Raw genomic sequence first — 22,455 nt, 5'->3', positions numbered from 1 at the left:
TGTCCTATCAAATACATACACACTAACATAGTTGCTTGAAGATATGAAAATATGGGTTACCGGGTTACCGAAGTTAAGAAACACAGTAAAATCAATGCTTTGAATAGGTAACCCAGTATTAACCGTTATTCAATAAATGGGTTACGGTGGTTACTAGGAGAAAGGTGAATCTGATGAATAGCATGACATATTACAAACCTTCAGATGAAGAAATTGCAAACATCTGGTCTGACACATATAACTTATTTCTTAAGTATAAGGATCTTGACTGTGCAGAATATGAGGATGAAATAAATTTAGCGTGTGAGACGATTGGACAGAACTATGAAAACTGCGAGGTGTCTGCTCTGTTAGTTACTGCAGTACTTAGAATTTTGATTGATAGAAGCAATATATATGAGGGGTTATTACTTTTTAAGGGTTGTAAAGCACAGGAGGATAAATAATGGCCAAGAGAAGTGGAGCTACTTTAACAGCCAGGCAGAAACAAGCAGAAAATAAAATCTGCCATATCTGTGGTAAGGAGTTTACAAGTGAAGATATATCACAAAGTCTATTCGTGTATGTTAAGGCACGTAGCGGTAGAGATAACTTTATTCATAACAGATGTATGAAGCAGGAGGTAAGGTCAGGATGGGAAAACAGAATGATATAATCCAAGGAGTTAATCAGGGACTGGATTTGGCGCTTCGTATTGTTGAGAAAGACGGGATTGAGGAATTGAAAAAGACTATTGAATTTCGAAATGTATCCGGATGCAGTTTAAATATATCTCGAAAGGATATACAGGCAGCCACTGAAAAGATGAAGTTTCATTCTACTATGACGGCTATTGCAATATCAATCGCGATTCTGCAGGATGATTTCTACTTTAGTAACTATCAGATTGAAAAGTTTAATGAGTTATTTGCAGAACACGTAAACAAGTGCTGTGAGAGCCCAATGTTGATTAAAGAGTACTGCAGAAAAGCGGAAGAAGCAGGTGTATTTATAAATTTGGATAAGGAGAATTAAGCATGGAATTAAGAGAGTACCAGGAGCTATGGGATAACAAGACCAGAGAGGTTAACAAGTTAGTTAAAGATTTGGAAGATGTAGAATCAAGATTGGAAAAAGTTGTTGGATGCACAACCATTTGTCTATATACAGAAGTCGAAGGGAAAGGAAGTACTACGAAGGTGTCAGATCTTCTTCCTGAACCGATACTGGCCGAGTTATTCACCAAAGTGATGCATGAGTTGCAGGGTGTACGTAATGATAGGGCAACGAAGCTTGATGAGATTCTTGGTATCAAGCGTAAGCCGGCTACAATAAATATTGAGTTTGAAACTGCAGTACAAGAGATGGTTGGAAGTTCCAAGACGGATAAACCTCCTAGGTATGTAGCGAAACAAGATGTAATCGAGGATCCTAAAAAGAATACAAAAGAAAGCAAGATGAAAGTTGATGAGATAACGGATATGTTAAAAGCCGGTGAAACTATGAGTGCTATTGCTAAATTCTATGGATACAAAGGCGATGGTATGGTAAGAAAGTTCATCGAAAAGAACAACATCTCTGTTGGCCAGAATCCTAAAGAGGTACATCCGAATGAGTCAGATATCTCCACCATTAAGGCTTTGTATACAAATGGACCATTTAACATGCATCAGTTATCTGATGAGTTTCGAGTGGACACCAAGGTTATGTATGCTTTTGTAAAGAAGCATGGATTGGATAAACCAGTAAAGAAGGATCCGTTCAAAGGTAGGTAAAAAACAAGAAAGGGGGCGGAGCTATCCGGATAAAGCTGCAGCGGCTCCTTTCAGTATGAGACAATTCAGAAGCTGGACGGAAGAAGAAAAGCAGTATCTCCAGGATAACTGGGGAGCGTTATCCAAGAAAACAATAGCTAAAAATTTAGAGCGATCATTAAACGCAATTGATGTAATGAAAAATAAGTTAGGCTTAGGTGCGTTTCTTGAAAATGGTGATTATGTTACATGGAATCAATTTCTTATCGCAATAGGTCACGACTCGGGTGGTTATAAAATGATTTCATGGGTGGATAACAGGAAATTCCCAATCCATAGAAAAAGAGTTGGTAATAACACATTTAAGGTAGTTTATATTGATGAGTTTTGGAAATGGGTTGAAGGAAATAAGGATTTATTGGATTTTACAAAGTTTGAAAGGAATGCGATTGGCAAGGAGCCATCCTGGGCAGAAGAAAAAAGGAAGCATGACTTTGAAAGAGCTGAAAAATATATTACTACACCTTGGACTAAGCAAGAGGATGAGAAGCTTAAGCGTCTTTTAAAGCAATTTAAGTATGGATATGACGATTTATCAAAGATCCTGCGTCGAACAAATGGAGCTATCCAAAGAAGGATATGCGATTTAGGTATCAAAGAGAGGCCTGTAAAAGCTGACAATCATATCAAGTGGACGGATGAAGAAAAGAAAATCTTAATGGAGCTAATAGTATCCGGTTACGGATATGAATTGATGTCTGAAAGGATAGGGAAATCTTCCAAGGCGGTACGTGGCAAGGTGTATGCGCTTTATGGGAGTGAAAATCTGGACAAGGTAAGAAGTACGATATAGGCGAGGAAGACGTAGCACATTGACAATTGAATATTGATAGTTGGAAGTATTTGTCGTATTCTTATAAATATGTACAATATGAATATGAATATGAAAGGTTGACAAAAATGAATGAAAATAATGAGCTAATATTAAACTTAGACAAGTTACACACAACAGTGCTAGGAGGGGAACGAATAAGAAAAAACCTTCGTTTAGATACGGACGATGTCGTTAATTGGTGTAGAGAAAAAATTAAAGAACCCAATAGTGATATATCAAAGAACGGTAAAAACTGGTATATAAACGTGGATGATTGCGTGATTACAGTAAATGCTTATAGTTATACAATAATTACTGCTCATAAGTTAAAAAACAAATAGCATTAATCAATGGATAACCAACTATCAATATTCGTATTGGTAGTTTTTTTGTGCGGAAAATTAAGATTTAAACGATTAAGAAGGGAGTATGAATTATGGCAATTTTGAATTATACCACACAGATAGATGCATTTAAGACCGTATCAGAAATTGAGTATATCTTAATGAAACATAAGGCAAAATCCATCATGAAAGAGTTTCAAGGGGATAGCATCATTGGATTATCTTTTTTAATAGATACAGGATATAGCCAGGTACCAATCAAGCTACCAGTTAAGGTTAATGAATGTCTTACTGTGTTGAAGAAGGAGAAACGTAACGGTTCCAAGAATGTAAAAGATACAAGAGAGCAGGCAGAGCGAGTAGCATGGAGAATCCTAAAGGATTGGGTGGAATCACAAATGGCATTACTAGATATAGAAATGGTCAAGATGGAAGAAATATTCATGCCATACATTGTAGATCAGCAAGGAGAAACACTCTATCAAAAATTAGAGAAGAAACAGTTTCTTCTTACTGAGCTAAACTGAAAATTAGAGAGGTATGAACATGAATTTAGTAGAAATTTATGTTAGTAATATTACAGAACAGTTTGCATCAGAATATACGGGACTTCACGTTTTAACCGCTGACACAGACTGCTATGGGAAAAAAGAAACACAACAAGAACTGTTTTTAACAGATGATGAATATAAATCGGTTAAAGAAAAAGGCTATTACTTAGGTTAGATGAACTAAATTTAAGTTAAGCGGGCTCCGAAGAGCCCGTAACAATATTTAATAGTAATATCCAAAATAGTTCTTTACTAATGCTGGCTCAGTACCAACACATTGTATTGTTACATAGTAACGACAATCTTGTGTTTGTGGAGCTACATTAATAAAATCAGTCCCCCAATCATTAGTAGTATTTTCAAAAACTATTCCAGATGGCTGTGAAGTTCTGATAACAGTAACTTTTATATTATTTGTATACTGTAAGTTATATGCAAATTGAAATGACTTACCAGCTGGAATATCCCAACCACCGCCACCTGTAAGATTAGATAGGGTAATAGTTTCGCCTGGTTGTAACTCATATGGTGATGGTTGATACGTATATTCTTTTAAAGTTTCAGAAAAATATGTTAATACTGGATACGATTGTGAGGCTGCATATGTAGTAATTGGAGCTGATAACGGTGCAAGAAGTAAAGCAGTAGCAAACACAAAAGCTATAAAACGTTTAATTATTTTTTTCATAGTATGGCTCCTTTCATAAAAACTCAACTTTAGGTAATAGAATATACTAAGCAACTAATATCCGGATTTAAAATTTAAAGTTACTTAATATACTATAAGTTTACATTAAATGACAATATATGTAAATTGACAATAACAACAATTATTTACGTAAAATTCAGTAATTATAACTATTAAGTACATGAATTGAGAAATTTTAAGTATAAAAAACAATATTTACGAAAGTTAGGAGGGGAATCTTGAAAGACTTGAATAGTATAGCAACCGAAATGATGGAACACATCTGTGACAACATATGTCGGTTTCCAAGAGAAGTTAAAGAGGAAGAACTTGAGTTTATATGCGCAGAGTGTAAAATGGGGAAGTTCGTCTGCGATATCATTAACCCTGGGAAGAGTAATTTAGAGAGTTTAACAGTTGATGCATTAGCAATGATGATGTATGAAAATGATGACATAGACAAGGCATGCAAGGGATTATATAACGACAGTGACGAACTTGTTTGTCCGGATGGACAGTCTGGAGAAAAACAAGAATGTATTGAGTGCATAAAGAAGTGGCTTCGGGAGGAGGCGGTAGAGTGACAGAGATTAAATGTAAGGCATGTAGTAACTGCAGTTTCTGTAAAGGCAATGGATCACCAAATAGGTATTATTGCGAAGTAGTTAGTACGGAGTGTACACCAAGAAAATTAATCTGCAAGACGGAACGGCATAGCAAGGATTTTACAATTAAGAGAACACCACGTTGGTGCCCTGGAGGGATAGAATGAATCAACAGACAGCAGATGAGTTAATTGATAAGGCAGTGAAGAGAGCAATCAAGGAATATGCTAAAGAGCAGAAGACAGAAAAAAAGCGAAAAGCACTGCATAACACTAAGCTACTTTTAAAGAATTACGAGAAGATAAAGAGTAGCATTGAGGAAGCTGTATCCGAAGCAAGTCAACTAGAAGATCATCCTTTTGATTGTTCCGACGAGGATGACGTATACATTGCAAGTATTCGAAGAAGTAAGCTGAAAAGCTTAATTGTTGTGTCGCACATTGATAAGGCTCTTCTACTAACTAAAGAGGAATATGAGCAAAAGGAAATGTTATATAAGTATACAGCTTTCTATGACTGCTTGATAAATAATGTAACATGTGAAGCAGAGGCAGAAGAGTTGGATACAAGTGCTGTTACTATCCGACGATGGATCAATGAGGTTACAAAAGAGATCAGTATTAGAATATTTGGTGTTGATGGCTTAGAAATGGCTTGAATAAAACATGATAAAAAGATGTTCTTTTAATGTTTTTTCCAATATGATAATCTGTAAGAGGAAAGTTGAACACAGTTTCAACATCAAGTTGGTTGCCACGTACCAGCACATAAGAAACGTGGTGTTGGATACTTAGATCAGTCTGGTAGATCGCATACATAAGCAATGCCAATAAGTCTTATGCTATGATGTCCTTGGTTCAAATCCAAGAGTATCCATAGAGTGATTTTCTTCTTACTTCTTGTTTCCACTCTTCTCGAAAAGAAGTGACGTCTTACTAATTGTACGATAAGGATATTGGCGCAACTTATGCGATATATGAGCGTTTACGATGCAAGAAATGTACGAAAACATTCCTAGGTATCTCTTCTAGGTGTCAAAGCCTTTAAGAGAACTTGATACATTTGCCATGATGAATCTCCTTAAAGTTATATGTGTAAAAGGGGATCTGCTAAATGAAGTAGGTTCCTTTTTTTTTGGAATATAACCATTTACATCAGTATTTATCTTATGCTATCATTAAGCTAGAAAGTGTATACCCAGTATTATGCTTTCTACCCCTTAAAGGCATCCGGACTCCCCTCCGGGTGTCTTTTTATGTGTAGAAAAAAGTAGCTTAATATTAGTACTTATTATACATTGATAATAGAATGTGTGTTCGATATAATAAAAACAAAAATAGGGTTGAAATCTCCTGTAATTATTGACATTGTCGACATCTGATGTATAATGTTGGTAAATACAACCAAGAGGAGAGGGTATGCAATGTCACCGCGCAAAAAGAAAACTGAAATACAAAGAAAATTTTATTATTATGAAATTGATATACGCAGAGAAATCGCTGGTAGCGTGGAAAAAGTTCCTGATTTAAAAAAATGTATTAAGGATATTTTTTGCAGAATAAAGCATTTAAAATATTCTGATACAGATTTTACTGATAAATATCTAGTTCAAGAAAATGAAAGAGGCGATTATACATACTTAATAATTGATGAATTAGACGATCATTATATAAAGTTTAGGATGTTGCTGTGTAAGGATAAATTACTACCATATATTGAAGAATCAGGTAAGTTAGAACCACTTGCTAATAAGGTAATTACAGGTAAGAAGAAGCTTGCAGAAATAACTCACGGTATAATTTTTCTAGAATCTAATACATTGGCTTTAGAATATAATGCAGCTGGTGGTAGAAAAACAGACTTGTCGAAGTACATAGATAGTAAAGCTGGTATACCACAAATAACTTATTTGACTAATAGAGTTAATCCTGATACATTGAAAAATATAAAACAAAACGGGGAAATTTCATTACTTAAAATTAAGGTTAAAACTAATTCGGCTGTTATTGCCATGCTTACTGCAGAGGACACAGCTTTTAGTTCACTTAATTGTAAGAACGATGATATTGATAGTGTTGAAATTGTAATGAGAAGAAGAACGAGTTCCAAGAAAAAGGGATTTATTTTTCCGTTTTTAAGCGCAGAGTTCGTAAACAAATTATTTAAAAATAACAAAGAAGATTTTGATAAGTTTTCTTTAGCTTATGGTTCAGGAAGCGGAGAGATTAATTTACTTGAAGAGCAATTTATATGTAACGATCCATTTATTCCTATAGAAAAAACAAAAACAATTAAGCAAGAAGAAGCATATAATTCAATGATAGAATATTATGATAGTAAAGTGAAAGAATATGTTGTAGAAGATGAGGAACATTAATAAAAGGAGCTGATAATATGTGGAAAAAATTAAATAATACAAGGTTATTATCTGACTTTTTAATATCGATAGTCTTTTTTTCCATATTTTATTTATATTGCTACTACAGTTATGGAATATGTTATATGTTAAATCGTTATGATGCCAATTCATCTACATTAATTAGCATTCTAGCTACAATTTTGGGTTTTTTAATTACAGCAGTATCAATACTTTTAACTGTTAAAGAGACAAAATATATCGTTGCTTTAAAAAATAATGGAAAATATTCAGAGTTATTGAAATCCTTTATTCAAACATGTTATCTTATTACAATTAATACAATATTGCTTTTAATATTAACGCTAGCTGGAATTGAATTAATTATTTTGTGGAGTCTATCAGTTTTTTTAACTATATTCATGTTTATAAGATTATTCACTTGTTTAATCATATTAAAAAAGGTAATTGATATATCAACATAAAATCATTTATTAGATAGCACTCACTAGTTGGGTGCTTTTCTTATACCCAAAACCACACGAATGGAGGTGAGCCTGATTGGCCAGAGCACCAGATGAAAGAGTTGAGAAGGCTCATGAGCTTTTCAAGAAAGGATTAAAACTAATTGAGATTGCAAGTCAATTAGATGTTCCAGAAGGAACGGTGAGATCGTGGAAGAATCGTTATAAGTGGAATGCAACGTTGCAAACTGATAAACGCAACGTTGCGAAACGAAATAAAGGTGGTCAACCAGGTAATAAAAATGCTGTAGGCAATGAAGGGGGTGGACCTCCTGGGAATAAGAAAGCAGAGAAGTATGGGTTCTTTGCTAAGTACCTTCCTGAGGAGACAAAAGAGATCTTCGATGCAATCTCTCAAGCAAATCCACTAGACTTATTATGGCATCAAATACAGATTGCTTATGCTGCCATTATACGAGCGCAACAGATTGCCTATGTTAAGGACAGAGACGATGTGACCACTACAAAGATTGGCGAAGGTTATAGTGATTCTGGTAGTAGCGAGAAATGGGAAGTACAGCAAGCATGGGATAAGCAATCAAACTTTATGAAAGCCCAGGCAAGAGCACAGGGCGAGCTTAGAAGCATGATTAAGCAATATGATGAAATGCTTCACAAGGATTGGGAGCTTGCTACTGAAGAACAAAAGGCGCGTATCATGTTGTTGAAAGCTAAGGTAGAAGATCCTGACGATGAAGAGGTAGCTGATGACGGATTCCTTGATGCGTTGAATGCATCGGCTAAGGAGGATTGGTCGGATGAAGAAGCTTAAAAAGAAGATTAAGCAGCTATTTCAATTTAAACCATTCTCTAAAAAGCAAAGAAAAGTATTAAACTGGTGGTGTGATGATTCACCGGTAAAAGATAGAGATGGAATCATAGCAGATGGAGCTATCCGTTCAGGTAAGACAGTTAGTATGTCGCTATCATTCGTAATTTGGGCTATGTCAAAGTTTGATGGCCAGAACTTCGGAATGTGCGGTAAGACAATTGGTTCTTTTAGACGTAACGTTCTATTTTGGCTCAAATTGATATTGAAATCAAGAGGGTACAGAGTAGTTGAACATAGAGCCGACAACCTCTTCATTGTAAGCAGAAATGGCGTAGATAATTACTTCTACATCTTCGGTGGTAAGGATGAACGCTCGCAGGATTTAATTCAAGGTATCACACTTGCAGGATGTTTCTTCGATGAGGTTGCACTTATGCCAGAGAGCTTTGTTAATCAGGCTACTGGTCGATGCTCCGTAGAGGGTTCAAAATTTTGGTTCAACTGTAACCCAGATGGACCGTATCATTGGTTCAAGGTTAACTGGATTGATAAGATACATGAAAAGAATCTGTTGTATCTACATTTTACGATGAATGATAATTTGAGTTTATCTGAGCAGATAAAAGAGAGATATCGGTCAATGTATACCGGTGTCTTTTTTAAACGTTACATCCTTGGTCTGTGGGTCGTTGCAGAGGGTGTTATCTATGATATGTTCGATGCTGTCAAGCATGTAGCTACAGAGTTAAAAGACCTTATCACAGACACTTATTATGTTAGTTGTGACTACGGTACACAAAATGCAACGGTATTCCTTCTTTGGTGCAAAGATAGGACAGGTAAGTGGATTGCAATACGTGAATATTACTATTCTGGACGCGATGAGTCGGAGCAGAAAACAGATGGTGAGTACGCAGATGATCTAGAAAAGTGGCTGAATGGAATAAGACCACGTAAGATTATTGTTGACCCTGCAGCGGCTTCTTTTATAGCTGAGCTTAGGAAGCGCAGATATGAAGTGAAGAAAGCTCGTAATGATGTAATTGATGGTATACGATATGTTGGAAGTATGCTAAATCAAGAGAAGATTGCAATACACGAGAGCTGTACAAATACAATTAAAGAGTTCAACTCTTATATCTGGGATGCGAAAGCATGTGAGCGCGGTGAGGATAAACCGATCAAGCAGCACGATCATGCAATGGATGCTCTCAGATATTTTTGTTATACGATTCTTTTCAGGAATGGCGGTATCAGCATTTTGAAGTAAGGAGGAACGAATGGAGTTTAATAACAGCATTAATAGATTAACACGAGAAGAGTGGATTCTGATTGAGGTCAACGAATTCCTTGCGTCTAAGAAACGTAAGTTGATGGATGAAGGCGAGCGTTACTATTTGGTTGAGAATGATATAAATAAACGTCAAATCTTTAGATATGATGAATCGGCGAGACCAGTAGTTGATGAGACAAAGGTCAATGAAAAGCTTTCTCATGGATTTATGCATAACTTAGTTGATGATAAGGTGAATTACTTGCTTACCAAACCTTACACAATGACATGCGAGGATAAAGCCTATCTAGAAAATGTTAAGAATGTATTAGGTAAAAGGTTTCAAAAGCGAATTGCTAAGCTAGGCACAGAAGCAAGCAATAAGGGTACAGGGTGGCTGTATGTGTATATAAGCAGTGACGGTGAATTTAAAACGCTAATGATACCAGCGGAGCAGTGTATTCCTGAGTGGACTGATAATGATCATGAGGAGTTAGAGTGCCTAATCAGAGTGTATGACGTCGAAGTATACGAGGGCAAAGAAAAGAAAGTAAAGAGTAAGGTTGAATACTATACTCCTGAGGGGGTTACTTACTACGAAAAGGACGAAAATCAGCTGATGATTGATGCTGAAATGTATCTTGATGTTGATGATAACCAGCCTAACGAGTTAGGTCATTTTAAAGTCGATGATAAATATGAATCCTGGGGGAAGGTACCGTTTGTTCCCTTCAAGAATAACGATTTTGAAATGCCAGATCTAAAGTTTGTAAAGTCTTTAATTGACAACTATGACTTAACTAGATCAGATGTCTCTAATACGCTTGCAGAAATCCGAAGTGTAATATTTGCACTTAATGGTTACGATGGTACAAATCTTGCAGAGTTCATGCATGATCTATCTTACTACAGAGCAGTCAAGGTAGATGGTGAAGATGGTGGGGTTGAGCCGATACAAACTGAAATTAATATCGATGCGGCAAAATCTCACTATGAGCAACTGAAAAAAGATATCTTTGATTTTGGCCAAGGTGTTGATAAGAACAGCGATAAGCTGGGTAACTCACCATCCGGTATCGCTCTAAAGTTTATTTACTCCGGTTTAGATCTAAAATGTAACTCACTAGAGGATTGGTTCAAGTGGGGATTTGAACAGCTCATGTATTTTGTGAATAAGTATCTTGAAGTGACTAAGCAACCAGTATCTAGCCGGGAGGTAGAGATTACATTTAACAGGGATATCGCCATTAATGAATCAGACGCTATTACGGATTGTAAAAACAGCCAGGGAGTTATATCTCAGGTTACGATTGTTAAGAACCATCCATGGGTTGAAGATGCTGACGAAGAAATAAAGCAGCTTGCCAAAGAGCAGACAGCAATAGAGGATGATTACGCCAAGCAGCAAGGCGGTGATATAACCGATGGCGAAGAGTAAGGAATATTGGAAGAAGCGCTTTGAGAAGTTAGAGGATGATGCTTATCGAACTAGTAAAGCTTATTATGATGATCTGGCTAAGCAGTTTAGGAGAGCATCGAATGAAATCGAGATGGAAATTGCGTCCTGGTATTATCGTGTTGCTGAGAATAATGAGATTAGCTATTCCATGGCAAAGAGATATCTTAGCCGGAAAGAGCTGAAAGAGTTTCGGTGGACAGTAGAGGAATACATCAAGTACGGTAAGGAAAATGCTCTTGATCAGAAGTGGATGAAAGAGCTTGAGAACGCATCGGCCAGAGTCCACATCACCAGATTGGAAACGATTAAGATTCAGTTGCAACAGCTAATTGAGAGATTGTTTATCGAGTATGAGGGCGGAACTTCTGATTTGCTTAATAAGACCTATAAATCTTCCTACTACAAGTCAGCTTACGAGATTGCAAAAGGTACCGGAGTAGGAAAGAACCTTCATATGCTGGATGATAATTTGATAAGAGGCTTCCTACGTAACCCATGGGCTGCAGATGGACAGGACTTTAGCAGCCGGATATGGCAAAACAAAGAAAAGCTTGTACGAGAGTTACATACCGAACTTACACAGCAATTAGTAAGGGTTTCTGATCCAGGCATGACAATTTCTGCACTTGCTAAAAAGATGGATGTCAGTAAAAGTAAAGCCGGTAATTTAATAATGACCGAAACTGCAGCTATACACTCTATGGCTCAGAAGCAATGCTTTAATGACTTGGACGTAGAGAAGTATGAAATCATCGTAACTATGGATATTAAGACTAGTCAAATATGCCGTGATATTGATAAGAAATACCATAATGTAGGAATCGATTTAAAAGATTACCAGGTCAATGTGACTGCCCCACCATTCCATTGCCGTTGTAGAACCTGCACGTGTCCGTTCTTTGATGACGAGTTCACGGAAGATACAACAAGAGTAGCGAGAGACTCTGTTACCGGTAAGACATATCAAATACCTGCAGATATGACTTATCAGGAGTGGTATGATAAGTATATAGTGAGTGATCCGGATGCGCTTCTTGCAGAGAAGAAACACAAGAATAAGGCTGCTGATGAAAAGCAATACCAAAACTACAAGGATACGTTAGGAAAATTTGCGCCTAGTAGTCTTGATGATTTCCAAAATTTGAAGTATAATGACAATGAAAAGTTTGGTTTGGTGAAATTGGATTACTCTAGGAGAAAGAACCTTATTGATAACCCAGAATTAGCACTACCAAATGCAGATAGTGCGATTTTGCCGGACGAAAAATTTACAAAGTACTTATTTAGCGAAACTAATCTAAAAGGCAAGCCCAAAGGCGATGCATTTAACAGCAGATTGGGTTACAATATAAGTAATTGGACTGAATTACAGAATGAGATTCAAGGTAAAGCTAATAAATACCCTGCAGTATTTAAAGACAAGATTCAGTATGGCGATATCTATGAACAAAAAATGATTCTTTATGGTAAAAAAGATACTCCTGCAAACGTTATTGTTGGCTGGATTAACAAGCCTGATGGAACCATTAGTATGACTACAGCATATATAAAAGAGGTGAATTAAGAATGCAAGTTAAGCAGTATGATTCTGTTTTATTAAAGAACGGAAGGGAAGCTTCTATTGTTGAAAAGTTTAGTGAGACTGAATTTCTTGCTGATGTTGGGAGCTCACCAGTTGATTGGGATACGATCGCTATAACAGTAGATCAGATTGAAAAAGTTATAAAGGAATCGTAATACCATCTATCATAACGGTAGGTGGTATTTTTATACCCGTAAACAGGCACCTAGATTATTAGGTGCTTTTGTTATGCGTTGCAACGGAAAGGAGGGCGTATGAAAACATTTAAAATGCTGCAGTGGATGTGGCAGAACAGAAAGTGGCATCACAGCAGACAGAAACAAAAAGCGTTTCTTAAGTTCTGTGATACGCTGTAGGGGGGTGTGCTATGAAGGCAAATATTCTTGGTACAGACTACACTATTAGATATGTTAACTATCAGGATGACGAGTATATGCAGAAAAACAGTGTAGATGGTTATTGCGATTCTATAGATAATGATATCGCTGTATGTAACATGAAAACATATCCAGGGTGGGAGAAAGAATCTGAAGAAAGAGTGCTAAAAGCACAAAAGTATACATTGCGGCATGAGATAGTGCATGCTTATTTGAACGAGAGTGGGTTGCAAGAGAGTGCGGTAAGTTTCAATCGTGCATGGAGTAAGAATGAGGAAATGGTTGATTGGTTTGCAATCCAGTCACCAAAGATATTTAAGACATTCGAGGAGGTCGGAGCGCTATGAAAATATTATCAGCGGTAGTAGATAAACGACCCAAGACCTGCGCAGAGTGCCCGATATGTGCTGAACGACGTAAAGGTTATGAATGCGGTTGTACTGGACCAGTACATAAAGGGCATGCAGTGCAGTATGAAAAAGTACCAGACGGTAGATGTCTGTTGAAGAAAGGTTAAGGTAGTTAAATGGGAAATGATGATTTTCAAAAGCTAGCAAAGCAAGTTGTAGTAGAGTATTTCAACAAGAATGCAGACAAGACAGACAGTAAGAAAATTACTGAAGATGACGTGTTTATTGTCTGGTCATGCAAGACATTGCAGAATAATAAGGCGCTTGTAAGCACAAATGTTTCAGATGGAATGTACTATGAAATAACCCATAATGGAGATAAGCAGGAGACATATGTGGACGCTTATAAGAAATGGGAGAACTTTGTTGTGAAGTAGAAAGGCGGTGATCCTTTTTATCTCCCATCTATGGGTTAAATAGTAATCAAGTTACTAGGTCGTAGAGATACGGCTTATTTTTATGCCCAAACCTGAAAGGCTTTAAACTCTGAGGAAGTCGACGGACGTTAAACGGAGGTGTTTATGAAACGCATGAATATGTATAAGAAGTATAATTTACAGTTCTTCGCTGAAAAGAAGAAGGATAAAGAAGGCGAGGAAGACAAGGACTCAGAAGATGAGGAAGATGATGACGACGATCAGGATGATGAATCAGAACAGTCGGAAAAGAAGAAAAAAGCTAAGACGTTTACACAAGAGGAGCTGGATGAGGCTATCGAGAGACGTCTTAAGCGAGAACGCAAAAAGGTGAAGGCTAAAGAGAAGAACGAAGAGCATTCAGAAAAGAAATCTGACAGCGATGATAAGGTTCAAGCTCTTGAAGCTAAAATCATTTGCCTTGAGCGTGGTATTAAAAAGGAATCTGTCTCCGATGTGGTGACATTGGCCAAGTCCTACGTGGATGATGAGACTGACCTTGAGGAAGCGATAGAGATGGTGATTGAGAAGTACCCTCATTTTACTAAGTCCGATGATAAGAAAGACGACAAAGATGACAAGGGAAGTAAGGGTGTTAAGGGGAAAGAACCTAATAATAAAACCAAGAAGTCTCAAGACCAAACTAAGAATCCTTGGAGTAAAGAACATTTTAACCTTACATTACAGGCGAAAATGCTCAGCGAAGATCCAGAACTTGCTGCACAGTATATGGCAGCTCAATAATTAATAGAAAGAAAGAGGTAAAAATTTATGGCAAAAACGAAAATTGCTAATGTTATTGTACCTGAGGTGTTTAATCCTTATATTATGAAAGCATTAAAGGAACAATCAATGTTGATCAAGGCAGGAATTGTAGTTCCGGACCCTACACTAGATGCTTTAGCATCTGCAGGAGGTAAGTTAATCAATATGCCATTCTGGAATGACTTAGATGGTGACGATGAAGTGTTAAGTGATTCTGCTGCGCTTGGTGTCGCTGGTATTACAGCTGGACAGGACGTTGCAGCACTACTTATGAGAGGTAAGGCATGGAGTGTCAACGATCTAGCAACTGCATTATCCGGTGACGACCCAATGAAGGCAATTGGTGACTTGGTAGTAAGATATTGGTTAGCTAAAGAGCAGACAACTCTTATTAAGATCTTAACAGGCGCATTCTCTGCTTCTAATGCAACTAACAAGCTTGATATTTCGGGTGAAACAGGTAATGCAGCTCTTATCTCCGGAGAGACTTTTATTGATGCGAAAACTGTACTTGGAGATAATGCTAAGAAGTTAACAGCAGTTGCTATGCATAGCAATACATTTGCATACTTAGAGAAGCAGAACTTAATTCAGTATATCCCAGATAGCAATGGAGTTGTTGATTTTCCAACGTATATGGGTAAGAAGGTTGTTGTAGATGATGAGCTTCCATATGATGTATCAACTAAAGTTACTACAACCTATCTATTTGGACAGGGTGCAGTTGGTCGTGGAGAAGGTCAGGCACCAGTTCCTACTGAGACAGATCGTGACTCTTTAGCTGGTGATGATATTTTGGTCAACAGACGTCATTTCGTGCTTCATCCAAGAGGAATTAAGTTTACTAATGCATCTGTAGCTGGTGTTTCTCCAACAAATGCAGAACTAGCTACTGCGGCTAACTGGAGTCAAGTATACGAAAAGAAAGATATTCGTATTGTCCAGTTTACCCACAAGATTGCGTAGGTGATAGTATGAGTGCGACAGCATTTCAACGTAAACGAAGGGAAGAGGAGGCGGCCAAACTTGCTGCCTCTAAGCAACAAGAAGAGTTGAATGAATTACAGGATGATAAATTGGAACATGAAGAAGTAAAAGAAGAAGTAAAAGAAGAAGTAAAAGAAACTCCTTCGGTGCAAGTTAATTTCTCTGAATTGACAAATGATCAAATCAAAGGCATTCTCGACGCAAAAGGCATCGAGTATAAAGCTCGTGCGAACAAAAACGAATTACTTGAATTATTACAGGGGACTGTCTAAGGTCCCCTCTTTTATTGGAGGTGAGGACTATGACGGTCGAAGAAACAGTAGCACTCGTTAAGGAGCATTTGAGCATAGCAGATACGAAAAGCGACTTATTGATTAAAGATCGCATCAATGATGTCTTGAACTACTGCAATCTATCGGAGGTTCCTAAACAGCTTGAACCTTTTGTAAGAAAGAAGGTAAAAGCAGTTATCGATTATGAATCATTTGCCGGCACGCAATCGGTCTTTGATGTAAAGTCACAGACAGAGGGCGAAAGCTCCTGGTCTTACAATGTGTCAGAAGATAACTGCAAGGATACCATTTATGGGTTATCAGAAAAGGATAAAAAGGAATTGAAGCCTTTTAGGAGATTAAGACGATGAATGGTCGAGAGGTAGTAGAAAGGCAGTATAAGGACAGATGCACGATTTTTGAGTTTCATCCAGTGAGGGATGCTGAAACGAATATCACGAAAGACAAGGAAGTTGTAGTACTGGAAGGACAAAAATGCAAACTCTGTTTTAAGTCGGTACGATCAGTAAGTGAAGGTGATGCAGCAATGCTCTTGCAGACTGTTAGTTTGCATATAGCACCAGATATCATAATCAATGAGGGTAGCAAGGTTGTTGTTACTATGCAGACTGGCCAAACGTTTGAGTATTCCAGGAGCGGAATACCCGCTGTTTACCCTTCTCACCAAGAAGTACCACTGGAAGCATTTAGGGGGTGGGCTTAATAAGTGCAGACTTTTCAGAGCTGATTGCTTTCAGGAATAAACTGCAAGCAAGTATTGATGATACACAAGTGTTCCTTGAATCATGTGTAAAGGAGTTAGCAGCACGTTTACTCACTCAGGTGATAAAGAATACACCTGTTGGTATTTACGATTCAAGTACTGGTAAAGTAGGTGGAAACTTAAGGCGAGGATGGACTGCAGGACAAGAAATTGATGTTAGGCAGTATGTTAAGAATATTGTAGTCACTAGGGTTGGAGATAACTTCGTAATTGAGCTGATCAATCCTGTGGAATACGCAATGTATGTCGAGTATGGTCATCGGACATCTAATCATAAAGGATGGGTAGATGGTAAGTTCATGTTAACAATTGCAGAAAAGGACATTCAAACGAAAGCTCCTGCTATCCTAGAAATGAAGCTTGAGAAGTATTTTAGGGAGGTGTTTCAATCTGATTAATAAAGTTATCATAGGGATTTCGAAAGCATTGGAATATAAGACCGATGCTGAAGTATATACGAGTAAAAAAAAGCAAAATATACACCTTCCTTGCTTTCGTGTGAAGTCCATCAAGACAGGCCATAAGAGAACACTTGGTAAGCGGTATGGTAAGCCAATGAGCTTTAGCATTACCTATCTTCCTAAAACTGATGATGAGGATGAGTTGAGGACTGTTGAAAGCGAATTACCATTCGTACTTGAGAGTATCAATGTTGATGGTAATTTAGTTCGAGGGACTGACATCTCATGTGTAATCTCGGATGGTGCTCTAGTGTGTACGATTGACTATAATATGCGTCTTGCTATCCAGGAAGAAAAAGAAAAGATGAATGACCTTTATGTGAAAGGAAAGGTGAAGTAATGGCCAAGAAAGAGACAGATGTCAAGGAAACAAAGCATTCTAAGGAAAAGTTATTAAAGTCTAAGCGTTATGCTGCTAAGAAGGATCTCGTTAGCGCATTGCTAGACGATAACATCGATTATACCATTCAAGAGGTAGATGCTATGATCGAAAAATATATGAAAGGTAAGGTGGGTTAATGCTAGGTGGTGGAACATTTACCAGTCAGAATAAAAAGATACCTGGTGCTTATATAAATTTCGTAAGTGCTGCAAGGGCTGACAGCGCATTGAGTGAGAGAGGTATCGTTGCTATTGGAATGAGCCTTAACTGGGGTAATGATACTGGTGTATTCTTAGTTACGAAGGATGATTTCATTAAGAAAACAGTTCAGATTTTCGGTTATGATTATTCTTCAGATGAGTTAAAGCAACTTCGTGAGCTGTTTAAACATGCAACAAAAGCTTATCTTTATCGACTCAATGCTGGTGTAAAAGCATCGAATGATTTTGCTACCGCTAAATATTCTGGTACACGTGGTAATGATCTAAAGATTGTTATTTCAGAGAATGCGGATGATAGTAGCAAATGGGATGTAAGTACTTATCTTGGCACGGCATTGGTAGATGAACAAACAAAAGTAGTAGACGCTACTGCTTTGAAAGAGAACGATTTTGTTACCTTTAAGACAGATGCTACTCTTACAGCTACTGTAGGAACAGTACTTGCGGGTGGAACAAATGGCACGGTAACCGGAACGCAACATCAAGCATTTCTAAGCGCGGTAGAAAGTTCTAGTTTTAATATCCTAGCTTCGGATACGTCAGATGCTCCAACTAAGGCACTGTATGCAGCATTCACAAAACGCATGCGCGAGGAGCTAGGTGTTAAGTTTCAAACGGTACTTTTCGGAAGTGCATCTGATTACGAGGGTGTTATCAATGTAAAGAACAGTGTGGAACTTATACCTTGGGTTGCAGGAGCCGAGGCAGGCTGTGAGGTTAATAAGTCTCTTACAAATATGATTTATGATGGTGAGTACGAAATCACGACATCGTATACTCAAAGTCAGCTAGAGGATGCGATAGCAGCCGGAGAACTTACATTCCACAAGGTTGGAGATGGCTATCGAGTGCTTGTTGATATCAATTCCTTGATTACAACATCAAGCGAGAAGGGTGTAGAGTTTAAGAACAATCAGACTATTCGAGTATTAGATCAGATTGGAAATGACACTGCAGCTCTTTTCAATGAAAAGTATAATGGGAAGATTCCAAACGATGCTTCCGGACGGATATCCTTATGGAACGACTTAGTATCTTACTATAAGGAACTCGAAGGCCTACGTGCCATTGAAAACTTTGATGCTGCAGATATTGAGGTGTTAAAAGGCACTGGTAAAACAGATGTTGTGGCCAACAGTTATGTAACTCCGACGAATTGCATGGATAAGTTGTACATGACAATCATTGTACAGTAAGGAGGTAGTTTATGAATAATATTGCCATGAACGCAAAGGACAGCGTATCAGCATCGCTCGCAGAGTGCTATGTTACGATTGGTTCGAAGCGTTACAATGCGTTCAACTTTACGAAGTTTGAAGCGCAAGTAAAGAAAACGAAAAAGAAAGTACCGATTCTAGGCAGAACTGGAAAAGGAAATAAATCAACCGGATGGGAAGGAACTTTTAAAGCAACCATTCACTATAATACATCTATCTTTAGACGTATGTTATTAGACTTTAAGAACACGGGGGCGGATGTTTATTTTGATATTCAAATCACGAATGAAGACCCTTCCTCAAGTGTTGGTAGACAGACTATCATCTTTAAGAACTGTAATATGGATGATGGAATCCTAGCAAAGTTTGACGCATCAAGCGACGATTCATTAACCGAGGATGTGAATGGTACATTCGATGACTTTGAAATGCCAGAAGAGTTCAAGCTACTTAATGGCATGCTGTAATTAACTAGGGCGGTGAATAACCGCCCATTTCTAATATTAGGAGGATTATTAAGGATGGAAAATTTACAAGCGTTTTTAGCGCAGAATGTAGTTAAAGTGGAAAACATCAAGGTAGTGGTATCAAAAAGATTTAAGGACAAGGAAGGGAAGCCAGTTCTTTGGGAGTTAACAGCTGTTACTAACAAAGAGGATGAAGCAATCCGCAAGGAGTGTATGAAACGTGTTCCGGATGGAAAAGGTCGCACTAAGACAGAAATGGATTACAGCGTATACCTTGGTAAGTTAGCTGCTCGCTGCACAGTTTATCCAGAGCTTGACAATACAGAGTTACAGGATAGTTATGGTGTTATGGGGGCAGATGCATTGCTTAAGACTATGCTCACGCCTGGTGAGTACGCGGATTACTTAACAAAGGTTCAAGAAGTTAATGGATTTGACACGTCTTATGAGGATTTGGTGGAAGACGCAAAAAACTAATAAGTGAAGGTGATCACGATGCAGTGATGTGTCATTATTGCCTTCACCAATTTCATTGGACGCCAGATGTTTATATGAACTTAGACCGATACCAAAAAGCGTTAGTGGATGCATCGGTTAAGTATAAGATAGAAAATAGAAAGAGCGAAGAATAGGAGGGCGTAAAATTGTCAGGTATACAAACATCAGTACAGGTAATGGATAGAATAACACAACCTATGATGTCCATGGTAAGAGCTATGAATATGGTTATTAATAGTTTTGAAGCTTTAGATAATGCGTCCTCTAGAGCGATTGACGTAGAAAGTCTTGCAGCAGCACGAGCCGAAATGGCGAATGCAGGGGCGCAACTAAAGCAGATCAATGATAGCTTAGTGAAAGCTCAAGATAAGACAGATAAGATAAAAGAAAATGTGACCAAAACCGAAGAAACTGCAGAAAAGCTAGATACTGCATATCGGAAAGCCAACTCAGAGATTGATAAGGCTGAAAGAAATACGGAATCAGCAAAGAATCACCAACGTGCATGGAATTCCGAGATTGCAAGGAGTACAAGTCACTCATCAGCTTTGCTCAGTAATCTCAAAAGCATCATTATTACTCTTGGTGGTACGATGGCAGGAAAAGCAATGTTTAGCACTTCAGACAGTATGGCCCAAGCTACAGCACGACTTAACTTGATGAATGATGGTTTTCAAACAACATATGATCTCCAAGAAAAAATCTTTAATTCGTCACAAAGAGCACGTGCGGACTATCAGGATACTATTGCAGTTGTATCCAGGCTAGGACTAATGGCTAAGGAATCATTTAAAAGTAATGATGAGATGATTCGTTTCTCTGAACTCATGAACATGCAATTTAAAATCGGTGGTTCATCTACGACAGAACAGCAATCCGCTATGTATCAGTTGTCACAAGCTATGGCATCCGGAAGACTGCAGGGGGATGAATATCGTAGTATTATAGAGAACGCTCCATTGCTTGCTCGCTCAATTGAGGACTACATGACCAATGTCGTAAAAGCAAAAGGAACGATGAAGGACTGGGCTTCCGATGGTTTATTGACCGCCGATGTTATTAAAACTGCAATGTTCCGTGCTGCTGATGAAACAGAGGCACGCTTTGAAAAGATACCACTTACTTATGCTGATATATGGACTACGTTCAAAAATGACTTAATTCAAAATATTCAACCGTCACTTACTAGGCTAAATGATATCGCTAATACAGATCGGTTTGAGAAGTTCAAGGAAAGCGCCATCGATGCGCTTACATCGCTTGCTGAAACTGCGGTAGATGTCTTCGACGATCTTATTGATGCAGCTAACTATTTACATGATAACTGGGATGATATAGCACCTCAAATCTATGGTATCGTTGCAGCATATGCGGCATGGGAAATAGGGACAAAGATGTTAGCGACTGCAAACATGTTTTTAAACTCGACAAATCCAGTAGGTTGGATAACCACGATAGCTGGGATAGCCACTACTCTTGGACTTGGCGTTACTGCGTATAATCAGTTGACTAGAGAAACGAAGGCTCTTGCAGAATCAAATGATGAGATGGAAGATACGCTTGGTGTGACAAGTCAATCTGCGTACATTGCAGCTGAAAAGGTTAAGGCTCTAATGGATCAGTATGATGAGCTTGAAAGCAAAGTGAATAGATCAAAAGAAGAGCACGATAAAATGAATACTATCGTACTTCAATTGGAAAATACCATACCGGGACTAAGTAATCAGATAAAGACAGAAACAGGATATATCGATGATTTAGCAGTATCTCTAAAAAAAGCCACAGACCAGTTCCGAGAGCTTGCAAGAGCCAAGGCTTATTACAATGCTTATTCTTCAAAGTTAGATGATGTAGTGAATGATCAGACTAAAGTACAAGATAAATACGATGCTTTTCTAAAAGATAACAGTGAAATGGACAAGTATACAAAAGAAGATTTTGAAAGAGACAAATTAGTGCCAAGATTTGTTGAAAACTACAGTTATGAAACAGGTTTGGTTTTGACAGGTATAGATAAATATGCTGAAGCACAGGAACGAATGGAACTGTATACTCAAAAGGAAAATTTTGAGTCAAGCATTAAACAATTTGATGAAGAAATCGATGGTATATTAGATAAAATGTCTCAGTTCCAAACCGATTCAGATGGTTATGATGACCTACACGATAAAGAAGATAATATAAAAAAAATAGTTGATAATACCAATACTATCGCCGACGCCTTAACCGAAGATATCCAATACCTTCGTGATGCTGCAGAGCGCGAAGCTATCAATCGTTTTACAACAGCCCAGATATCAGTCGAAATGGGTGGCATTAATAATAATGTGAATAGCAATCAGGATCTTGATGGGATGGTTGATTATCTGACCGAGAAGCTTGGTGAGGAGTTAAATAACACTGCGCAAGCTCATAACCGCAGTTAGGGGGTACGTCT

At 37.8% G+C, this 22,455-nt stretch carries 33 protein-coding genes; 32 read left to right on the top strand and 1 reads right to left on the bottom strand.

The window, feature by feature from the left end; translation table 11 throughout:
- Positions 1 to 173: 173 nt before the first annotated feature.
- The 8 genes from CC92_RS0105625 (at position 174) to CC92_RS0105590 (ending at position 3,677) form a co-directional block, all read left to right on the top strand.
- Positions 174 to 446: a hypothetical protein gene (locus tag CC92_RS0105625; RefSeq protein ID WP_029503951.1), complete on the top strand. Its 273-nt coding sequence runs from the start codon at positions 174 to 176 to the stop codon at positions 444 to 446.
- Positions 446 to 655, top strand: coding sequence for a hypothetical protein (locus CC92_RS0105620; protein ID WP_029503952.1), 210 nt, complete (start codon positions 446 to 448; stop codon positions 653 to 655). The genes CC92_RS0105625 and CC92_RS0105620 overlap by 1 nt, the downstream gene beginning before the upstream one ends.
- The gene (locus CC92_RS0105615; protein WP_051650815.1) at positions 634 to 1,014 is read left to right on the top strand and encodes a hypothetical protein; all 381 of its coding nucleotides are present in this window, start codon (positions 634 to 636) and stop codon (positions 1,012 to 1,014) included. The genes CC92_RS0105620 and CC92_RS0105615 overlap by 22 nt, the downstream gene beginning before the upstream one ends.
- A gap of 2 nt (positions 1,015 to 1,016) precedes the next feature.
- A complete protein-coding gene (locus CC92_RS0105610) occupies positions 1,017 to 1,754 on the top strand; it encodes a hypothetical protein (protein ID WP_029503955.1) in 738 nt (245 codons plus the stop codon).
- A gap of 55 nt (positions 1,755 to 1,809) precedes the next feature.
- Positions 1,810 to 2,586, top strand: a complete 777-nt coding sequence (locus tag CC92_RS0105605) for a hypothetical protein (protein WP_034218455.1) — start codon at positions 1,810 to 1,812, stop codon at positions 2,584 to 2,586.
- Positions 2,587 to 2,693: 107 nt separating this feature from the next.
- Positions 2,694 to 2,948: a DUF3781 domain-containing protein gene (locus CC92_RS0105600; protein WP_029503958.1), complete on the top strand. Its 255-nt coding sequence runs from the start codon at positions 2,694 to 2,696 to the stop codon at positions 2,946 to 2,948.
- Positions 2,949 to 3,043: 95 nt separating this feature from the next.
- The gene (locus CC92_RS0105595) at positions 3,044 to 3,478 is read left to right on the top strand and encodes a hypothetical protein (protein WP_029503959.1); all 435 of its coding nucleotides are present in this window, start codon (positions 3,044 to 3,046) and stop codon (positions 3,476 to 3,478) included.
- Between the two features lie 19 nt (positions 3,479 to 3,497).
- Positions 3,498 to 3,677 carry a hypothetical protein gene (locus CC92_RS0105590; RefSeq protein ID WP_029503960.1) on the top strand — a complete coding sequence of 60 codons (180 nt, stop codon included), beginning with the start codon at positions 3,498 to 3,500 and terminating at the stop codon, positions 3,675 to 3,677.
- Between the two features lie 48 nt (positions 3,678 to 3,725).
- Here the strand turns inward: CC92_RS0105590 and CC92_RS0105585 are convergent, their stop codons facing one another.
- Positions 3,726 to 4,190, bottom strand: coding sequence for a hypothetical protein (locus tag CC92_RS0105585; protein WP_029503961.1), 465 nt, complete (start codon positions 4,188 to 4,190; stop codon positions 3,726 to 3,728).
- A gap of 239 nt (positions 4,191 to 4,429) precedes the next feature.
- Between CC92_RS0105585 and CC92_RS20770 the strand changes: the two genes are divergently transcribed.
- The 24 genes from CC92_RS20770 to CC92_RS0105455 all read left to right on the top strand — a co-directional run bounded on the left by CC92_RS20770 (position 4,430) and on the right by CC92_RS0105455 (position 22,444).
- Entirely contained in the window at positions 4,430 to 4,774 is a 345-nt protein-coding gene (locus CC92_RS20770) for a hypothetical protein (protein ID WP_034218457.1), read from the top strand.
- Positions 4,771 to 4,962, top strand: coding sequence for a hypothetical protein (locus tag CC92_RS0105575; RefSeq protein WP_029503962.1), 192 nt, complete (start codon positions 4,771 to 4,773; stop codon positions 4,960 to 4,962). Before CC92_RS20770 ends, CC92_RS0105575 begins: the two co-directional genes overlap by 4 nt.
- Positions 4,959 to 5,453, top strand: coding sequence for a hypothetical protein (locus tag CC92_RS0105570; protein ID WP_029503964.1), 495 nt, complete (start codon positions 4,959 to 4,961; stop codon positions 5,451 to 5,453). The genes CC92_RS0105575 and CC92_RS0105570 overlap by 4 nt, the downstream gene beginning before the upstream one ends.
- A gap of 765 nt (positions 5,454 to 6,218) precedes the next feature.
- Positions 6,219 to 7,172 carry a hypothetical protein gene (locus CC92_RS0105565; RefSeq protein WP_029503966.1) on the top strand — a complete coding sequence of 318 codons (954 nt, stop codon included), beginning with the start codon at positions 6,219 to 6,221 and terminating at the stop codon, positions 7,170 to 7,172.
- Between the two features lie 540 nt (positions 7,173 to 7,712).
- Positions 7,713 to 8,447: a phage terminase small subunit gene (terS, locus tag CC92_RS0105555; protein ID WP_051650816.1), complete on the top strand. Its 735-nt coding sequence runs from the start codon at positions 7,713 to 7,715 to the stop codon at positions 8,445 to 8,447.
- A complete protein-coding gene (locus CC92_RS0105550; RefSeq protein ID WP_031420211.1) occupies positions 8,434 to 9,717 on the top strand; it encodes a PBSX family phage terminase large subunit in 1,284 nt (427 codons plus the stop codon). The genes terS and CC92_RS0105550 overlap by 14 nt, the downstream gene beginning before the upstream one ends.
- Positions 9,718 to 9,727: 10 nt before the next feature.
- Positions 9,728 to 11,158: a phage portal protein gene (locus tag CC92_RS0105545; protein WP_029503972.1), complete on the top strand. Its 1,431-nt coding sequence runs from the start codon at positions 9,728 to 9,730 to the stop codon at positions 11,156 to 11,158.
- Positions 11,145 to 12,743 carry a DUF6883 domain-containing protein gene (locus CC92_RS0105540; protein WP_081841916.1) on the top strand — a complete coding sequence of 533 codons (1,599 nt, stop codon included), beginning with the start codon at positions 11,145 to 11,147 and terminating at the stop codon, positions 12,741 to 12,743. The genes CC92_RS0105545 and CC92_RS0105540 overlap by 14 nt, the downstream gene beginning before the upstream one ends.
- A gap of 2 nt (positions 12,744 to 12,745) precedes the next feature.
- Positions 12,746 to 12,916 carry a hypothetical protein gene (locus CC92_RS22785; protein WP_197035784.1) on the top strand — a complete coding sequence of 57 codons (171 nt, stop codon included), beginning with the start codon at positions 12,746 to 12,748 and terminating at the stop codon, positions 12,914 to 12,916.
- A gap of 212 nt (positions 12,917 to 13,128) precedes the next feature.
- A complete protein-coding gene (locus tag CC92_RS0105525) occupies positions 13,129 to 13,485 on the top strand; it encodes a hypothetical protein (RefSeq protein ID WP_029503975.1) in 357 nt (118 codons plus the stop codon).
- A complete protein-coding gene (locus tag CC92_RS22435; protein ID WP_155998428.1) occupies positions 13,482 to 13,655 on the top strand; it encodes a hypothetical protein in 174 nt (57 codons plus the stop codon). The genes CC92_RS0105525 and CC92_RS22435 overlap by 4 nt, the downstream gene beginning before the upstream one ends.
- Positions 13,656 to 13,664: 9 nt before the next feature.
- Positions 13,665 to 13,925 carry a DUF6275 family protein gene (locus CC92_RS0105515; protein WP_029503977.1) on the top strand — a complete coding sequence of 87 codons (261 nt, stop codon included), beginning with the start codon at positions 13,665 to 13,667 and terminating at the stop codon, positions 13,923 to 13,925.
- Between the two features lie 144 nt (positions 13,926 to 14,069).
- Entirely contained in the window at positions 14,070 to 14,708 is a 639-nt protein-coding gene (locus CC92_RS0105510) for a hypothetical protein (protein WP_029503979.1), read from the top strand.
- Between the two features lie 27 nt (positions 14,709 to 14,735).
- On the top strand, positions 14,736 to 15,695 hold the full coding sequence (locus CC92_RS0105505; protein ID WP_029503980.1) for a major capsid protein: 960 nt from the start codon (positions 14,736 to 14,738) through the stop codon (positions 15,693 to 15,695).
- An 8-nt stretch (positions 15,696 to 15,703) separates the two neighbouring features.
- Positions 15,704 to 15,988 carry a hypothetical protein gene (locus tag CC92_RS0105500; protein ID WP_029503982.1) on the top strand — a complete coding sequence of 95 codons (285 nt, stop codon included), beginning with the start codon at positions 15,704 to 15,706 and terminating at the stop codon, positions 15,986 to 15,988.
- Between the two features lie 29 nt (positions 15,989 to 16,017).
- Positions 16,018 to 16,359, top strand: a complete 342-nt coding sequence (locus CC92_RS0105495; protein ID WP_029503983.1) for a hypothetical protein — start codon at positions 16,018 to 16,020, stop codon at positions 16,357 to 16,359.
- Positions 16,356 to 16,712 (top strand): hypothetical protein, encoded by a 357-nt coding sequence (locus tag CC92_RS0105490; RefSeq protein ID WP_029503984.1) that lies wholly within the window; start codon positions 16,356 to 16,358, stop codon positions 16,710 to 16,712. Before CC92_RS0105495 ends, CC92_RS0105490 begins: the two co-directional genes overlap by 4 nt.
- Complete coding sequence (locus CC92_RS0105485; RefSeq protein WP_051650817.1) at positions 16,703 to 17,170, top strand: HK97 gp10 family phage protein; 468 nt, start codon at positions 16,703 to 16,705, stop codon at positions 17,168 to 17,170. Before CC92_RS0105490 ends, CC92_RS0105485 begins: the two co-directional genes overlap by 10 nt.
- A complete protein-coding gene (locus CC92_RS0105480) occupies positions 17,133 to 17,573 on the top strand; it encodes a phage tail terminator family protein (protein WP_330372746.1) in 441 nt (146 codons plus the stop codon). The genes CC92_RS0105485 and CC92_RS0105480 overlap by 38 nt, the downstream gene beginning before the upstream one ends.
- Positions 17,573 to 17,752 carry a hypothetical protein gene (locus CC92_RS20765; protein ID WP_029503987.1) on the top strand — a complete coding sequence of 60 codons (180 nt, stop codon included), beginning with the start codon at positions 17,573 to 17,575 and terminating at the stop codon, positions 17,750 to 17,752. Before CC92_RS0105480 ends, CC92_RS20765 begins: the two co-directional genes overlap by 1 nt.
- Positions 17,752 to 19,032 (top strand): phage tail sheath family protein, encoded by a 1,281-nt coding sequence (locus tag CC92_RS0105470; protein ID WP_029503988.1) that lies wholly within the window; start codon positions 17,752 to 17,754, stop codon positions 19,030 to 19,032. The genes CC92_RS20765 and CC92_RS0105470 overlap by 1 nt, the downstream gene beginning before the upstream one ends.
- 11 nt (positions 19,033 to 19,043) lie before the next feature.
- Positions 19,044 to 19,520 carry a phage tail tube protein gene (locus CC92_RS0105465; RefSeq protein WP_029503989.1) on the top strand — a complete coding sequence of 159 codons (477 nt, stop codon included), beginning with the start codon at positions 19,044 to 19,046 and terminating at the stop codon, positions 19,518 to 19,520.
- Positions 19,521 to 19,574: 54 nt separating this feature from the next.
- On the top strand, positions 19,575 to 19,997 hold the full coding sequence (locus CC92_RS0105460; protein WP_029503990.1) for a phage tail assembly chaperone: 423 nt from the start codon (positions 19,575 to 19,577) through the stop codon (positions 19,995 to 19,997).
- A 167-nt stretch (positions 19,998 to 20,164) separates the two neighbouring features.
- Positions 20,165 to 22,444, top strand: coding sequence for a tape measure protein (locus CC92_RS0105455; protein WP_029503991.1), 2,280 nt, complete (start codon positions 20,165 to 20,167; stop codon positions 22,442 to 22,444).
- The last annotated feature ends 11 nt before the right edge of the window (positions 22,445 to 22,455 follow it).

It is taken from the genome of Lachnoclostridium phytofermentans (assembly GCF_000733755.1).
In the GTDB taxonomy this organism is placed as follows: domain Bacteria; phylum Bacillota; class Clostridia; order Lachnospirales; family Lachnospiraceae; genus Lachnoclostridium; species Lachnoclostridium phytofermentans_A.
Note: the sequence above shows the minus strand (reverse complement) of the source record. Positions and strands in the feature narration are given on the sequence as shown.

Bases quoted from the DNA above. Each gene is read 5' to 3' on its own strand.
- CC92_RS0105625 (WP_029503951.1), top strand. From the start codon at position 174: ATGAATAGCATGACATATTACAAACCTTCAGATGAAGAAATTGCAAAC.
- CC92_RS0105620 (WP_029503952.1), top strand. From the start codon at position 446: ATGGCCAAGAGAAGTGGAGCTACTTTAACAGCCAGGCAGAAACAAGCA.
- CC92_RS0105615 (WP_051650815.1), top strand. From the start codon at position 634: ATGGGAAAACAGAATGATATAATCCAAGGAGTTAATCAGGGACTGGAT.
- CC92_RS0105610 (WP_029503955.1), top strand. From the start codon at position 1,017: ATGGAATTAAGAGAGTACCAGGAGCTATGGGATAACAAGACCAGAGAG.
- CC92_RS0105605 (WP_034218455.1), top strand. From the start codon at position 1,810: ATGAGACAATTCAGAAGCTGGACGGAAGAAGAAAAGCAGTATCTCCAG.
- CC92_RS0105600 (WP_029503958.1), top strand. From the start codon at position 2,694: ATGAATGAAAATAATGAGCTAATATTAAACTTAGACAAGTTACACACA.
- CC92_RS0105595 (WP_029503959.1), top strand. From the start codon at position 3,044: ATGGCAATTTTGAATTATACCACACAGATAGATGCATTTAAGACCGTA.
- CC92_RS0105590 (WP_029503960.1), top strand. From the start codon at position 3,498: ATGAATTTAGTAGAAATTTATGTTAGTAATATTACAGAACAGTTTGCA.
- CC92_RS0105585 (WP_029503961.1), bottom strand. From the start codon at position 4,190: ATGAAAAAAATAATTAAACGTTTTATAGCTTTTGTGTTTGCTACTGCT.
- CC92_RS0105570 (WP_029503964.1), top strand. From the start codon at position 4,959: ATGAATCAACAGACAGCAGATGAGTTAATTGATAAGGCAGTGAAGAGA.
- CC92_RS0105565 (WP_029503966.1), top strand. From the start codon at position 6,219: ATGTCACCGCGCAAAAAGAAAACTGAAATACAAAGAAAATTTTATTAT.
- CC92_RS0105550 (WP_031420211.1), top strand. From the start codon at position 8,434: ATGAAGAAGCTTAAAAAGAAGATTAAGCAGCTATTTCAATTTAAACCA.
- CC92_RS0105545 (WP_029503972.1), top strand. From the start codon at position 9,728: ATGGAGTTTAATAACAGCATTAATAGATTAACACGAGAAGAGTGGATT.
- CC92_RS0105540 (WP_081841916.1), top strand. From the start codon at position 11,145: ATGGCGAAGAGTAAGGAATATTGGAAGAAGCGCTTTGAGAAGTTAGAG.
- CC92_RS22785 (WP_197035784.1), top strand. From the start codon at position 12,746: ATGCAAGTTAAGCAGTATGATTCTGTTTTATTAAAGAACGGAAGGGAA.
- CC92_RS0105525 (WP_029503975.1), top strand. From the start codon at position 13,129: ATGAAGGCAAATATTCTTGGTACAGACTACACTATTAGATATGTTAAC.
- CC92_RS22435 (WP_155998428.1), top strand. From the start codon at position 13,482: ATGAAAATATTATCAGCGGTAGTAGATAAACGACCCAAGACCTGCGCA.
- CC92_RS0105515 (WP_029503977.1), top strand. From the start codon at position 13,665: ATGGGAAATGATGATTTTCAAAAGCTAGCAAAGCAAGTTGTAGTAGAG.
- CC92_RS0105510 (WP_029503979.1), top strand. From the start codon at position 14,070: ATGAAACGCATGAATATGTATAAGAAGTATAATTTACAGTTCTTCGCT.
- CC92_RS0105505 (WP_029503980.1), top strand. From the start codon at position 14,736: ATGGCAAAAACGAAAATTGCTAATGTTATTGTACCTGAGGTGTTTAAT.
- CC92_RS0105500 (WP_029503982.1), top strand. From the start codon at position 15,704: ATGAGTGCGACAGCATTTCAACGTAAACGAAGGGAAGAGGAGGCGGCC.
- CC92_RS0105495 (WP_029503983.1), top strand. From the start codon at position 16,018: ATGACGGTCGAAGAAACAGTAGCACTCGTTAAGGAGCATTTGAGCATA.
- CC92_RS0105490 (WP_029503984.1), top strand. From the start codon at position 16,356: ATGAATGGTCGAGAGGTAGTAGAAAGGCAGTATAAGGACAGATGCACG.
- CC92_RS20765 (WP_029503987.1), top strand. From the start codon at position 17,573: ATGGCCAAGAAAGAGACAGATGTCAAGGAAACAAAGCATTCTAAGGAA.
- CC92_RS0105470 (WP_029503988.1), top strand. From the start codon at position 17,752: ATGCTAGGTGGTGGAACATTTACCAGTCAGAATAAAAAGATACCTGGT.
- CC92_RS0105465 (WP_029503989.1), top strand. From the start codon at position 19,044: ATGAATAATATTGCCATGAACGCAAAGGACAGCGTATCAGCATCGCTC.
- CC92_RS0105460 (WP_029503990.1), top strand. From the start codon at position 19,575: ATGGAAAATTTACAAGCGTTTTTAGCGCAGAATGTAGTTAAAGTGGAA.